Origin of the sequence: Streptomyces sp. NPDC006510 (assembly GCF_040611955.1) — a bacterium.
In the GTDB taxonomy this organism is placed as follows: domain Bacteria; phylum Actinomycetota; class Actinomycetes; order Streptomycetales; family Streptomycetaceae; genus Streptomyces.
In genome coordinates this window covers 1-13740 of the sequence record NZ_JBEXPH010000205.1, presented here as the reverse complement: position 1 = coordinate 13740, position 13740 = coordinate 1, and the positions used below count along the sequence as shown (strand labels likewise).

The following is a 13740-nucleotide window of genomic DNA, read 5'->3' as shown; positions in this document are numbered from 1 at the left end:
GCAGTACCGGCCCGACACCCTCGACGGCTTCATAGCCGGCACCGGCCTGGCCGTCGACACCCCAACGTCACCCTAGCCAGCCGAAGTCAGTAACGAGCCCCCCGCACCTCGACATGCCACGGTTCACGACGAATTCATCCGAAGTAGCACCGGGAGCCTTGCCGTACCTGCGCGCCCTTTCTATCTTCACGATCGTTCCGGGAACTGGACTCCACAAGGGCAGCCCGGAATACCAAGTACGCACGAAAAGGAAGTGCTTCATCATGCAAAAGTTCCGGAGAACACGGGACCGTCGTCCGGCCACCGCCGTCGGCGTCGCCGTGATCTCGGCAGGGCTGCTCCTCCCGCTCCTGGGAAGTCCCGCAGCAATCGCCGACTCCACCGCGGCGGCCCCGGTTCCTCACCCCGTTGAGTACGTGGACCCGCTCATCGGCACCAGCAACGGCGGCAACACCTACCCCGGCGCCAATGTGCCTTTCGGGATGATCGCCTGGTCGCCCACCAGCACCGCGGGCGACCAAACCAACACCGCCGCCGCCAACGGATACTCCTACAACACCACCCGCCTGCGGGGCTTCTCCCTCACTCACGTCAACGGCGCGGGGTGTCACCCCGGAGCAGCCGGTGACGTGCCCATCATGCCGTTCGCCGGCGCTGTCGACTCCTCACCCACCGCCGACACCAAGGACGCGAAGTACGCGGCGAACTTCTCGCACACCAACGAGACGGCCGATCCGGGCCGTTACCGGGTGGGCCTCGACTCGGGTGTCACCACCGACCTGGCGGTCAGCGAGCGAGCCGGCGTGGCCGACTTCACCTTCCCCAAGGACAGGCCCGCCAACCTGCTGTTCCGGGTCTCCAATTCCCTGAACGGCAGCGAGGACGCCCACGTCGACATCGACACCGCGCACAACAAGGTCACCGGCTGGGTGGAGACCGGCGCGTTCTGCGGCCGGCGCGCCAACGGCGGCACCCCCAACAACAACCGCAAGAGCTACTACCGCCTGTACTTCACCGCCGCCTTCGACCGCGGCTTCTCCGGCGTGGGGACCTGGCACGACGACCAGCTCTCCCCCGGGTCCACCAGCGCCGACGGCGGCGAGGGCTACCTGACCGGCGCGGCCCGGGCCGGCCGGGGCTCCGGCGGCTACGTCTCCTTCGACACGGCGGATGACAACGATGTCCGCATGCGCATCGGGATCTCGTACGTCTCCCTGGCCGGTGCGGAGGCGAACCTGCGCGGTGAGATCGCCCCGACCGCGGGCGTCGAGGACGTGGCGAAGGCCGGGAAGGGTGCCTGGGACCGTGCGCTGAAGTCCGTGAAGATCAGCGGGGGCGACGAGGACCGCCGTACCGCTTTCTACACCGCCCTCTACCACGCTCTGCAGCAGCCCAACCTGATCAGCGACCGCGACGGCACCTATGTGGGCATGGACCGCAAGGTCCACGCGCTCGCACGCGGCCAGAAGGCGCAGTACAGCAACTTCTCGGGCTGGGACCAGTACCGGGCCCAGGTGCAGCTCCTCGCCCTGCTCGAACCGCGCGTCGCGGGCGACTTCGCCCAGTCGCTGTACAACTTCGCGCAGCAGAACGACGGGGTCTGGGACCGCTGGGTGCACATCAGCGGCGCCACCCACGTGATGACCGGCGATCCCTCGGCGGCCACCCTGGCGACGTTCTACGCCATGGGCGTGCGCAACTTCGACGTCCAGGGTGCTTTCGACTCCCTCTACCGCCAGGCCACCGTGCCGCACCCCTCCGGGCTGTCGGACGCCGGCTGCCCGGGCCAGTGCGAGGGTAATCGTCCCAACCTCGCCCAGTACATGAAGTCCGGCTACGCCGCCCAGGATCAGTGCCACTGCTGGGGCGGCGCCGCCGAGACACTCGAGGACTCCGTCGCCGACGCGGCTCTCGCGCAGTGGGCCCAGCTGTTGGGCCGTGACGAGGAGTACAAGACGCTGAGCGAGCGCGGCGGTTACTGGCGGAACGTGTTCAACCCCGCAGCCACCCCGACGGCCGGTTACATTCAGGCCCGCAACGCCGACGGTTCCTGGGTGACCCCGTTCAACCCCGCTTCCCAACTCGGCTTCGCCCAGGGCAGCGCCACCACCTATCTGTGGATGGTGCCGCAGGATGTCCAGGGGCTCGCCACCGCCATGGGCGGACGCGACAAGACAGCGGCCCGCCTGGACGACTTCTTCCACAAGCCCGACGGCTCCTGGTCCATCCGCGGTGGCGACGCGCTGCGCTACGACCCCACCAATGAGCCGGGCATCCACGCTCCGTGGCTGTACAACGCGCTCGGCAAGCCGTGGAAGACCCAGGAGACCGTCCGCCAGATCCTCGACACCGTGTACGGGACGGGTCCCGCCGGCCTCCCCGGCAATGACGACCTCGGCACCATGTCGGCGTGGTACGTCTTCGCGGCGCTCGGCATCTACCCGAAGGCGCCCGGCTCGGCCGACCTGCTGCTGAGCGCTCCGGTCTTCCCGCACGCCGTCATCGCGGGCGTCGGAGACCGGGATGAGATCACGGTCGACGCTCCCCGGACATCCCGCACCAACCTGTACGTGGACTCGGTGAGCCTCGACGACAGGAGGCACGAGTCCTCCTGGGTGGACGGCTCGTTCGTGCGCCGAGGCGGCTCCCTGTCGTTCGAGCTGAGCGACCGCGCCGACACCGGCTGGGCGACCGACCCGGGCACCCTGCCTCACTGACCCACTGATTCCATCCGGTGAGTGACGGCCGGACATCTATCGATCGGAGGCCCAAGTATCGGTCGACGTCACCATCACACTGTGGCTTCGACCGATACGGGCTCGGGCGGGAGCGTCAGCAGCAGTCGGATCCGGAGGGACAACCGCACGCGTCCGCTGCCGCAGAGGCTGCCCCGGCTGTAGGCGCCTCGTCCTGGATGACGGCGAGGTGGACCGAGCCCGCTTCGGGGACGTTGTGGGTGAGGGCGTTGTCGAGGAGGTCGAGGATCAGCTGCCGCAGGAGGGCGGCGTTGCCCATGACCTCGCAGTCGGGTTCGGTGTCCACGGTGAGGCGGACTCCGTTCGCCGCCGCTTGCTCAGCGCGAGCGACGGCGGCCCGTTCTGCGAGGTCGGCGAGGTCCACCGGGTCGGGGTCGAAGGGGGCGTGGTCCGCGGCAGCGAGGTCGAGCAGGGCCCGTACGACGCTGATGTTGCGTTCGTTGGTCTCCTGGAGCAGCGGGGTGAGTTCGGCGAGCTCCTCGCTGGTCGGGGCGTCGGCGGCGACCTGGAGGGCGGCCCGGGTGGTGGCCAGAGGGGTGAGCAGTTCGTGGGAGGCGTTGGCGGCGAACCGCTGGTGTGCGGTGAAGGACTGCTCCAGGCGGGCCAGCGTGGTGTCGAAGGTGTCGGCCAGCTGCTTGAGCTCGTCCTCGGGGCCTTGGGCATGGATACGTTCCGTCAGGTTGCCGTCCGCCGCCTTGGCTGCGGCCTCGCTGACGGCGTGCAGGGGGGCGAGCAGCCGTTTGGACAGCAGCCAGTTGGTGCCGAGGCCGAGTGTCATCACCAGGAGCACCCCGCCGGCGGACACCAGCAGGACCGTGTTCCAGACGTCTTCCTTGCTGGAGATGCTGCCCAGGTGATCGATCTTCTGGCCCTGGACTGGGGTGGGGCCGGCCGGGCGGCGGGGCTCTGCGGTCGGGGCGGGGGACGCGGGCCGGAAGGGGGCGTCCGGGGCGATGACGGTCGTGCTGAAGTCGTACGTGGGCAGGAAGCGCATTCCGACGTAGATGATCGCGACCATCAGCGCGGCACACACTCCGAGGGCGGTGGCGAAGCCGAGAAAGAGCCGACCGTGGATGCTCAGTGTCCGCTGCCTCGGCGCGCGCCAGCGCGGTCTGTGTCCGGGCCGTCTCATGCGGTGCCCATGTAGTAGCCCGCGCCGATCGTGGTGTGGACCAGCCGGGGTTCGCCGAGTTTCTTGCGCAGGGTGTGCACCACGAGGCGGACCGCGTTGGTGAAGGGGTCGGTGTGCACGTCCCAGGCTTTGTCGAGGAGGTACTCGGCGCTCAGGACTCCGCCGTCGGCGCGCATCAGCAGCTCCAGGCCGAAGATCAAGCGGATCAACAAAGTGAAGCTGTACCGGCCAGTGGCCGGCGAACCGGGCGCCTACCCGCGGCTGACTCCGGCGCTGACCCGCCCGATCCGCTGGGCACTCATTGCTCAGCAGTACGACCAGATGATCAACTGCGCCGCGGCGATCCGTACGCGGACCGCGTCCACCGAGGCGATCCTTCGGCGCTTCACCCGTAACGCGTCCCACCCCACGTACGCGGCGATGCTGGAGGTCGGCCGCGCACAGAAGGCCATCTTCGTCGCCCGCTACCTGCGGCTGCGCGACCTCCAGCGGGAGATCGAGGAGGGCCTGAACGTCATGGAGTCCTCCAACGGCGCCAACTCCGTGATCGCCTACGGCAAGGTCGGAGAGATGGCCTCGAACCGGCGCGACGAGCAGGAGATGTTCGTGCTGTGCCGGCGGATCCTGCAATCGGCCTTGGTCTACGTGCACACCCTGATGCTCCAGGACGTCCTGGGCGAGCCGGAGTGGGACGACCTCCTTACGCCTGCCGATCGGCGTGGCTTGACCCCGCTGTTCTGGTCCCATGTGCGCCCGTACGGCGAGGTGAACCTCGACATGGCCGCCCGCCTCAACCTCACCGCGGTCACCGTGCCCGGCCCCCGCACAGCGGGCGATGAGGAGCCGTTCGAGGAAGGTGCGGACGCGTAAGGCTGTCCAGTTCCGTCACCGATGCGGTGCCGGTGACACGGGCTACCAGCAAACTTTCCAAAAGAATTTCTGCAAAAATACTTTTGGAAAGTCTCTGGATCGCTCTACCCTCCCGTCATGGTCAGCGAACAGCAGAAACGCGTACTCGATCCCGAGCGGGACGCAGCAGCCCTGAAGGCCCTCACGCACCCTCTGCGCATCCGGCTGCTCGGGATGCTGCGGCAGGACGGCCCGGCCACCGCGAGCGAACTCGCGGTCAGGACTGGGGAGTCATCCGCTTCCACCAGCTATCACCTGCGGGTGCTGGCGAAGTACGCGTTCGTCGCCGAGGCCGAGCACCGTGACGGGCGGGAGCGCCGCTGGCAGGCGGTGCACTCCGTGACCTCCTGGAGCAACAAGGCAATGGAGGCCGCGCCGGGCAGCCGCGCCTGGGTCAGCCTGTCGCGCCGCGCCCAGATCGAGCACCTGGAGGCATCTCTCGCCCGGCACGAGGCCGACATCGCCGATGGGCGGCTGGGGCAGGAGTGGGTGGAGCCGTCCGGAATCAACGACCTGATGCCCCGCCTGACCCCCGAGTCGCTCATCGAACTCTGGGAGGTGCTTGGCCGGAAGCTGGAGGAACTGACCACCCGCGACGCAGAAGATCCGCGCGCAGCGCAGGTCGTATTCCTCACTGCCGGGCTGCCCTTGGCGCCGCGCGACCCCGCCACTGCGGCGGACGCCTCTGCCCCTGCGGGGACAGATACCGAGGACGCGTCATGACCGGGCCGCTGGGCATACACACCGCACGCCGCCGCTACATCACGGTCTGCGTTCTGTTCTGGCTGCCGCTGGGACTGAGCATCGCTCCCCTCATCCTGCTGTTCACCGAGCGCGGCATGGCCCTGGCGGCCATCGCGGGGTTCTTCGCCGCGCACTCCCTGACCGCCGCCGCGCTGGAACTGCCCACCGGAGGACTGTCCGACGTCCTCGGGCGCCGCGCTGTTCTGGCCGCCGCAGGCCTGCTGAACCTGGCCGCCTTGACCCTAGTGGGCCTGGGCACTGCTCCCTGGCTGCTCGGCCTCGGCATGGCCCTGATGGGCGCGGGCCGTGCCCTGTCCAGCGGACCGGCCGAAGCCTGGTACGTCGACACCGTCCAGGCGCACTCCGGCCCCGACGCCGAACTGCGCACCGGACTGGCCCGCGGCGGCTCCGCGACATCCGCCGCGCTCGCCACGGGTACCCTGCTCGGCGGTGCCCTTCCCTGGCTGCTCGGACTCGGCCCCGACCTCGGCGTCAGACTGAGCGAGGCAACGTCCGAGCTGGTGCTGCCCCTCTCTGTTCCGATGCTGCTGGGCGCAGCGGTCGAGATCGCCTTCGTGCTGTATGTCTTGACCGCTCTGCGGGAGCCGCCCCGACCGGCGGCCACCTTGCGCGATGTACTCCGAGGCATCCCGGCCACCATCGTGGGCGGACTGCGGCTGGGGGGCCGCGATGCGCTGGTCCGCCGGGTGTTCCTCAGCGCAGGGGCCACCGGCAGCGCCCTGGCCGCGATCGAACTGCTCACGCCGGGCCGTGCCGCGGCCCTCACGGGCGCGTCGGAGTCGGGGGCGGTGCTCTTTGCCGCACTCGCCTGCGCCGGATTCATCTGCGCGGGTATCGGCAGCCACCTTGCACCACTGACCGCCCGGCTTGCAGGCAGTGGCGAGCGTGCGGTCATGGTGAGCCTCGGCGCGAGCGCGAGTGGCCTGCTGCTGCTCGGCGCAACCGCTGCGTTCACAGGAGTGGGCTCCATGGTCCTCGCGACCATCGGCTACGGCCTGGTCTACCTCGGGCTTGGCGCGGCGGGGCCGAGTGAGAACGACCTCCTGCACCGCCGCGTCTCAAGTTCGGGCCGGGCCACCGCGTTGTCCGTCCAGTCTCTCGCTCTGCAACTGGTGGCAGCACTCACCGGCTTGATCATTGGTGTCCTTCCGTCAGGCCCGCCGCCGTGGCTACTGGGAGGCACCGTGCTGCTGGCAGGAGCTCTCCTGTGGATTCGCCGCAGCGGGCTCGCATCCCCGACCCCGGCCGCAACGCCTCAGCCACACACTGCGTCCTCCCCGAGCGCCGTCGGCTCCGGCCCCCTTCAGCAACATGCCGATCAGTAACGCCAGGACCAATATCCCGAAGACCGCACAAGCGCACGGGTGACCGACAGGCGCCGCGCGTGCTCGCGAACACACGGCTCGTTCGCACGACGCTCATCTATCGATTGTTGAGCAGGATCGGTAAGTGCACGTCTGCGGCCGGATCGGCGCCGGATCATGCACATAAAACGGTGTCAAAAACTCGGTGTGCTCAAGAAATGCCGTATGGCCCTTTTCTGTACGATCTATGCGACCTGGGGGTGCAACAGCCTACGGATGACGACACCGCCGATCTCCTCGCCCCGTTCCGGCTGTACGGACCGGCGATCTTGTGGGATACGCACGTGCAGGGCACCAACGAGGGCCTGGACACCGCCCGCGCCCGCGGCGCCCGGCTCGGCCGCCCGCCGGCCATGACGCCGGAGCAAGTACGTCACGCCCGCGACTCGCTCACCCGCCCCGGGAACACCGTGACCTCGATCGCGAAGCTTCTCGGCGTCTCCCGCAACACCATCTACAACTACGTGCCTGAGCCGAAGGGCGGCCGCCAGGCGCTCGCCGAGGCGACCAACACGGCCGAGCTGCCTCGGCAGGCCAGGCCCAAGGACTGATCACCGCCGTTTGCGGCTGGGTTGGGTCGGGCCGGGGCGCGGTACTGGCCTTGCGACCAGCCCGTTTCCCCGACCCGCCCGCCGCACCCGCCGTGCGTGTCTCCACGCAACGGGCGCTCCACGTGCCTTGACCGGTGGTCAGCCGCCGGTGCTGGCGGCTGCCGGTCGTGGTGTCCACGGGGTCGGGATGTTGCTGCCGCGGTAGCGGTAACGGATCACTTTGACGCTGGATGCGCCGGTGAACTCGACTCCGTCGCAGACGAGCTTCCAACTGCCCGGTCGGCAGAACCGACGGCGCAGTTCCTTCCAGCTGAGCCGGGAGTGCTTGTGGAAGATCCAGCGGACAATCCGATGCCACGCGTGGTCATCGACTGTGCTGAATACCGCCTTCGACACCCCGTGCCGGAAGTAGTTCGCCCACCCGCGCAGGGTGCGGTTGAGGCTGGCCAGCAGCTCGTCCACGTCCCTGTGCAGGTCTGATCTGCGTGTTCTGTCTTTCACCTTGTCCTTGATCGACTGGATCGCCTTCTTGGACGGCTTGGTGTAGACGTAGTGCTTCTGCGTTCCTCGTTTCCGCTGCCTGCGGATGTGGAAGCCGAGGAAGTCGAAGCCCTCATCAATATGGACCACTTGGGTCTTCTCCGGTGCCAGACGCAGCCCCAGTGGGGCGAGCACGCCGGCCACCTCCTCGCGCAGGTCCTCGGCGTGGCGGCGTTCCCCGGAGACCATCAGTACGAAGTCGTCCGCGAAACGGATTAGCCGCCAGTTGCCCAGTCCGCGCTTCCTGCGCGTGACCCGCCGCTTGTAGCTGCCCATCTCCTGCCGCCACTGCCGGACGAAGTGCTCGTCCAGCGCGGACAGTGCGATGTTGGCCAGCAGCGGGGAGAGAATCCCGCCTTGCGGGGTGCCGGTCAGTGTCTCCTCCCGGTCCCCGGAGGTCGTCATGACCCCGGATTTCAGGAACGCCTTCACCAGCGCGCAGACGCGTTTGTCCTTGATCCTCGCCCGCAGGCGGTCCATCAGGGCCGTGTGATCGATCTCGTCGAAGCACGCCTTGATGTCTGCCTCCAGGACCCAGTGGAACTTGTTGGCCCCGGAAGACAGGTGGTGGATCTCGGCAATCGCATCGTGTGCCCGCCGGTTGGGACGGAACCCGTACGAGCACGGCATGAAGTCCGCCTCGAAAATGGGTTCGAGCACTGCTTTGAGGCTGGCTTGGACCACCCGGTCGGCGACCGTGGGAATCCCCAGCGCGCGGAGCTTGCCGCTCGCCTTCGGGATCATCACCTGTCGCACTTCGACCGGCTCGAACACGCCCGACTTCAGCGAGTCCCTGATGTGTTCCAAGAACGCCTCGACCCCGATCCAGGTCTCGATCAGGGCCACTGTGGCCCGGTCGATTCCTGGGGTCCTCGCCCCCGTGTTGCTGGCCACGCGTTCCCACGCGTGCACCAGGAACGCCGGGTCGTAGACGAGGTTGAACAGGTCACCGAACCTGCGGGAGGAGTCTTCTCCCGCCCATCGGTGCAACTTGATCTGCATCTCCCGTACCGCGAAGTGTGCTGAGTCAGGACCCGGCCACCTCGCGGCGCCGGTATTCACCGGCGCTTCTTCGGGCATTGCACTCCTCTCCTTGCTTGGCACGCTGCCGTCCTTCCCCCTGTTCCGGGCTCTCCCCGGCTCCGAGTACTACGACGGCTCCGCCCCGCTCGCCCCCATCGGCAGGCATCGCGCCTATCCCCTCCGTCCGGCCTGGCTGGCCGGGTCGCGGGGAGCGGACACGAGCGGTTCCCACGTTCACTGCTGTTCGGTTGACGGGTTAGGCACCCGGCTCTGCCCCTGCGGCCTCGCCACGACTACGCCGTAGACCTTCGTCGTGGCCTCCCGGCCCAAGCTGTCAATACCGGACCGGGAGTTCCCCGCCTTTCCGGACGGTTGCGCACCGCTGACCAGCCCATATCCACCGGATTGGAGCTGGCAAGAACTCAAGAGGCGTAACAACACCGGTTCCTCGCGTATACCTTCCCGTCTCGCTCACCGGGCCCGACCCATCCGGCAGTGCCGGGCCGACCCGACTTTGTCGAGGCTGCTCTCGCCCTCCCCGGCGATCCCCGGTTCAGGCTGCCTCCAGCTTCGCCTCGCCGCTACGATGGCGAGGCGACGGTGGTCTTCCACCTCCGTCCGAAGCAACAGCGCCTCGTGGCGCACTGACACGGTTCTTACCGGCACCCCACGTCATCAGGCCACGTCGGCCGCGCCGGGTGAGGCACCGCCATCTCCGCCGGCAACAGGGCGGCATCCACGGCCGGGGTCCCGCCCGGGCACAGGACTGCCGCCAGGATCGCCCGGGTAGCGACGTCCACCGCGATCTTGTGGTGGTGGTTGCGGGGTGACCGTTGACCGCTTCCGGGGGGTGTGGGACCACGGCGGGGTCAGCGGGGGCGGGCAGTGGTTCAGTGCGGCCCCTGATGGCTGGGCTGGCGACCCGGTACGCGATAGCCAGGGATCTCCGGGGGGGATGCGAGGGGCCCTGGCGATTCTGCGAGACTGCCGACATGACTGACATGATCGTGGTCAGTGACTACGACCCCCAATGGCCCGAGCGGTTCGAGGATCTGCGACAGCGATTGGCACCTCACGTCGCGGATCTGGCTGTGTCCATCGAGCATGTCGGCAGTACGGCCGTGCCCGGGTGCGCCGCCAAACCGATCATCGACCTCGACATCGTGGTGCCCGAAGAGGCAGTCATGCCCGAGTTGATCTCTCGGCTCGCCGGGCAGGGCTACCGACACGAAGGAGATCTGGGAATTCGGAGACGGGAGGCATTCCAGGCCCCTCCTACGGCGCCCGAACACCATCTGTACGGCGTGGTCGCAGACTCAAAGCCCCACCTTGATCACGTCCTACTCCGTGATTACCTGCGTCAGCGGCCCGATGAAATCCACCGCTACAGCGCCTTGAAGGCGGCCCTGGCGCAGCGGTTCCATGCCGACAGCAAGGGCAGGGCGGCCTACTCGGCGGCGAAGAACGCTCTGGTGGAGGAACTCGTCGCGAAGTCCTACGCCGCTCGGGCCGCCAGCGCATCGTGACGTGAAACGGACCGCACGGGTTGGTGATGTTGTGACGCATTACCGAGCCCGTGCGGCCTTGTCCCATCCTGCTTTCTGCGGCCTTGACCGTGCACATCTCGGCGGTTTGATCGAGGAGTTGGCCGATCCGTGGACGGCCCGGTGCGAGTCAGCACTGCGCGAGCGCCGCGTCGGAGAACGCAAGCGGGCGGTCGGCGCAGGGCCGGAGCACCAGAAGTAACTCATTCATTCGCGCCGGGATATCCCGGGGGCGAGGAACCGGCGGACAGGGACATGCTCTCGCGCTTGGCAGTCAGGAAGGCTGGACCTCGTCGAAGAGGGCGAGGGCTTCGGACGGGTCCGGGCTCACGAGGCGTTCCAGACCGGCCATCGTGATGTTCGCCCACCTGCCCGGCCCGTGCCCACATCTGTTCCTCGAAGGCGCGGACGGCCTCGTCCAGATCTCCAGGGCCGGGGGCGGCGGCGATGGACTCGGCGAGTTCGGCGCCTTCCAGCATCGCGAGGTTCGCGCCCACTCCCAACGGGGGCATCAGGTGGGCGGCGTCGCCCAGTAGCGTCACCCCGGAGACATGGGCCCAGGTGTGGGACACGGGAAGGGCGTAGAGGGGGCGGTGGACGAAAGCTGTGCCGTGGCGGAGGAGGTCGAGGACGGGAGCGGCCCAGCCGTCGAACAGGGCCAGCAGGCTTGATCGCACGGCCTCGGCGTCCGCCGGGCCCAGGCCCGCGCGCTGGTTCAGACCCATGTGCCGGTCCGGGTTCGTGTACCAGTCCAGCTCCACGCGGAACTGGGCGTATACCTTGACGTGGCCGCCGCTGTTGCGCTGGGCGACGAGCGCGCGGTTCACGCCGTACACAGCCACGGAACCGTCGCCGACCAGCCGGGCGAGGGCGTGAACTGCCGGTGTCCCGATCGGCGGTTGGGTACTGTCCTGTGCGCATGCCGGCTGAGGATCGGGAGCCGACCGCACAAGGACGTTGGGGGAGACGGGTGCTGAGCGACGACGAAGTCCTCAAGGCCGTGCAGAACGAGATCGAGGGGCGAGGGGAAACCCTGTCAGTGACGCCGCCGGGTGCCGCCGCGATCACATGGCATCCCCTCCTGGAGGGAAAGATCGTACGGTGCGTCGAATCCCGCACGGAAAATGAGCGCTTTCACGCCGGCCCTCTCGACCTCTCGAACCTTCCGGCGTACGACACCACGATCAGCCGGCGCCGCATTCCGCCGCCCCGGGATCCGTCCGAGCAGAGCACTCTGAAACTGGTACGTCGAGGGTCGGTCGACGACCGATCCTGCGACTGCGGCAACGGCAACGTCGCCTGCCAACGCTGCAAAGGCGCAGGCGACCTCCCCTGCGAGCCGTACCGCCCCTGCACTGAATGCCGCAGCCTCGACAACTGCTTGCGGTGCGCCGGCACCGGCTTCCCCAACCAAAAACCGGCGGGCCCGGCCGCACAGGACACAGACGGTCGTGTCCAGTGCAGGCAATGCGGTGCCCACGACGCCGCATGCGCCGGATGCCATGGCCGCGGCCAGCTCCGGTGCACCACCTGCCAGGCCACAGGGTCCCGATCCTGCCCCGATTGCGACGGGGACGGCACCGTGCAGCACCAGCGCTGCGCAGGCACGGGCAGGACCGTGACCTGGACAGAAGGCGTCGTCACCAGAACGCCCAGCACCGACGAGGTCAAACTCCCCGAATACGGAGTGCCCTACCTCGCACGCCAACAAGTACGCGAACGCGGCACCTGGACCCCGACGAACCTGGCCGACGACGACCCCCTGCGAGATCACCTCAGAAAAGAGTTCGGCCCGAGCCTGAAGACGTTGCTCGTCCCGCAAGACCAGGAAATCGCACGTCACGCAACAGCCAGATACACACGGCTCGCACGAGTTGTCGTGGCAGAACACCCGCACAGGGTCTACTTCGTCTTTCCCGCCTCCGGGGGGCCGCACGTGCTGGTGCTTCCCTCACAGAGACGAACCTGGCAGATCACCGCGATCGTGCTTGGTGTACTCGTACTGTTCGCTCTGATCGCACGGCTCGTTGCCTGACCGAGGTACTGCAGGCCAGTCAGCACGCGAGGCCGTGCAGACCGGCACTGCGCAGATCCTCACTGTGGCGGCGGCCAGGTCCTGGCAGGGAAATCGGCGGGTGGCTCGTTCGTTGTGTTCGGGAAGCGGGTGTGTCAGCTCTTTCGGTAGGACGCGTCCAGGTTGGGGATCTCGACGGAGGCGTGCAGGGTGACGCCGTCGACTGGCTTGACCTGGGCGGCGACCAGGGCCAGCACGGCGGCCGCGAGGCGGGCCTTTGTCGCGTCGGTGCGGCCGTGGAGCAGGCCGATCTCGACGTGAAGGACGGCATGGCCCTCGGTCTCGGTCCCGACGGTGAAGTCCTCGACCCGGCGGAAGCGGGTCTTGCAAGCCTCCAGGCGGGCGTCGACGGTGTCGACGACGATCGGGTGCAGGGCGAGCGCGAAGGCCGGGCGGTCGAAGGCTGCGTCGAGCGGGCCGGAGTAGTCGACGGTGATCTGCGGCATGGCGGGCAGCTCCTCGGATGGGATCACATGATCGGCTCCCATCCTACGGAGGGCGGCTCAGCCGACCGCTACCGCGCCATTCGGGCCGGATCGGCCGCGTCACCGCCGACGGTGAGGCCGCGGTGAAACGGAATCCTTCCCCGTACCAACGCCCGACAGCGGACCCTTCGGTATCACTACCGGTCCAGGCGGTGCGCTGTGGTTCACGGAGATGAACACCGACCGTATCGGCCGCATCACCAGCAAGGGAGAGATCACCGAGTTCGTCCTTCCCGATGCGGGCACCTTTCCATCAGCCATCACCGCAGGCCCTGACGGGGCCCTGTGGTTCACCCTCAACCAGGCGAACGCAATCGGCCGCATCACTGTCCACGGAGACATCGTCATGCACCCACTCCCCACCCCCAGCGCCGCACCCGTGGGCGGAGGGTGCACCTTGGACAGCGCCCCGTTCGGGTTCCTCAACCGCGAGGACGCGTTGATCGCGTTGGAGGCCCCGCCCATCGTGCGAAACACCTCTGGGTGACTGACGACCACGGAGTTACTGACTTCGGCTGGTTAGGGTGACGTTGGGGTGTCGACGGCCAGGCCGGTGCCGGCTATGAAGCCGTCGAGGGTGTCGGGCCGGTACTGCAG

10 protein-coding genes and 3 pseudogenes are annotated in these 13740 nt (G+C 68.1%); 8 read left to right on the top strand and 5 right to left on the bottom strand.

The window, feature by feature from the left end:
- Nucleotides 1-263 precede the first annotated feature (263 nt).
- On the top strand, nucleotides 264-2717 hold the full coding sequence (locus ABZY11_RS37105; protein WP_356483384.1) for a GH92 family glycosyl hydrolase: 2454 nt from the start codon (nucleotides 264-266) through the stop codon (nucleotides 2715-2717).
- Between the two features lie 115 nt (nucleotides 2718-2832).
- Here ABZY11_RS37105 and ABZY11_RS37100 read toward each other — a convergent pair whose 3' ends face one another.
- Together ABZY11_RS37100 and ABZY11_RS37095 are read right to left on the bottom strand one after the other, a co-directional pair.
- Entirely contained in the window at nucleotides 2833-3888 is a 1056-nt protein-coding gene (locus ABZY11_RS37100) for a HAMP domain-containing sensor histidine kinase (protein WP_356483383.1), read from the bottom strand.
- Nucleotides 3885-4076 (bottom strand): annotated as a pseudogene (locus ABZY11_RS37095) (winged helix-turn-helix domain-containing protein); the annotation flags it as partial. The gene ABZY11_RS37100 and the pseudogene ABZY11_RS37095, both read right to left, overlap by 4 nt.
- Nucleotides 4077-4101: 25 nt before the next feature.
- On the opposite strand from ABZY11_RS37095, the gene ABZY11_RS37090 reads away from it, so the two are divergent.
- The 4 genes from ABZY11_RS37090 (at nucleotide 4102) to ABZY11_RS37075 (ending at nucleotide 7477) form a co-directional block, all read left to right on the top strand.
- Nucleotides 4102-4758, top strand: a complete 657-nt coding sequence (locus ABZY11_RS37090; protein WP_356483382.1) for a Tn3 family transposase — start codon at nucleotides 4102-4104, stop codon at nucleotides 4756-4758.
- A 117-nt stretch (nucleotides 4759-4875) separates the two neighbouring features.
- On the top strand, nucleotides 4876-5520 hold the full coding sequence (locus tag ABZY11_RS37085) for a helix-turn-helix domain-containing protein (protein ID WP_356483381.1): 645 nt from the start codon (nucleotides 4876-4878) through the stop codon (nucleotides 5518-5520).
- Nucleotides 5517-6887 (top strand): MFS transporter, encoded by a 1371-nt coding sequence (locus ABZY11_RS37080; RefSeq protein WP_356483380.1) that lies wholly within the window; start codon nucleotides 5517-5519, stop codon nucleotides 6885-6887. Before ABZY11_RS37085 ends, ABZY11_RS37080 begins: the two co-directional genes overlap by 4 nt.
- Before the next feature lie 239 nt (nucleotides 6888-7126).
- A complete protein-coding gene (locus ABZY11_RS37075; RefSeq protein WP_356483379.1) occupies nucleotides 7127-7477 on the top strand; it encodes a helix-turn-helix domain-containing protein in 351 nt (116 codons plus the stop codon).
- 138 nt (nucleotides 7478-7615) lie between these two features.
- On the opposite strand, the gene ltrA is transcribed toward ABZY11_RS37075, so the two are convergent.
- Nucleotides 7616-9019 carry a group II intron reverse transcriptase/maturase gene (gene ltrA / locus ABZY11_RS37070; protein WP_356483378.1) on the bottom strand — a complete coding sequence of 468 codons (1404 nt, stop codon included), beginning with the start codon at nucleotides 9017-9019 and terminating at the stop codon, nucleotides 7616-7618.
- 1013 nt (nucleotides 9020-10032) lie between these two features.
- On the opposite strand from ltrA, the gene ABZY11_RS37065 reads away from it, so the two are divergent.
- A complete protein-coding gene (locus tag ABZY11_RS37065; protein WP_356483377.1) occupies nucleotides 10033-10566 on the top strand; it encodes a GrpB family protein in 534 nt (177 codons plus the stop codon).
- A 292-nt stretch (nucleotides 10567-10858) separates the two neighbouring features.
- On the opposite strand, the pseudogene ABZY11_RS37060 reads toward ABZY11_RS37065, so the two are convergent.
- Nucleotides 10859-11453: pseudogene (locus ABZY11_RS37060) on the bottom strand (FAD-dependent monooxygenase); the annotation flags it as partial.
- A 101-nt stretch (nucleotides 11454-11554) separates the two neighbouring features.
- On the opposite strand from ABZY11_RS37060, the gene ABZY11_RS37055 reads away from it, so the two are divergent.
- Nucleotides 11555-12619: a hypothetical protein gene (locus tag ABZY11_RS37055; protein ID WP_356483376.1), complete on the top strand. Its 1065-nt coding sequence runs from the start codon at nucleotides 11555-11557 to the stop codon at nucleotides 12617-12619.
- A 134-nt stretch (nucleotides 12620-12753) separates the two neighbouring features.
- Here the strand turns inward: ABZY11_RS37055 and ABZY11_RS37050 are convergent, their stop codons facing one another.
- Nucleotides 12754-13104, bottom strand: a complete 351-nt coding sequence (locus ABZY11_RS37050) for an isomerase (RefSeq protein WP_356483385.1) — start codon at nucleotides 13102-13104, stop codon at nucleotides 12754-12756.
- Between the two features lie 121 nt (nucleotides 13105-13225).
- On the opposite strand from ABZY11_RS37050, the pseudogene ABZY11_RS37045 reads away from it, so the two are divergent.
- Nucleotides 13226-13525, top strand: a pseudogene (locus ABZY11_RS37045) (virginiamycin B lyase); the annotation flags it as partial.
- Between the last annotated feature and the right edge of the window lie 215 nt (nucleotides 13526-13740).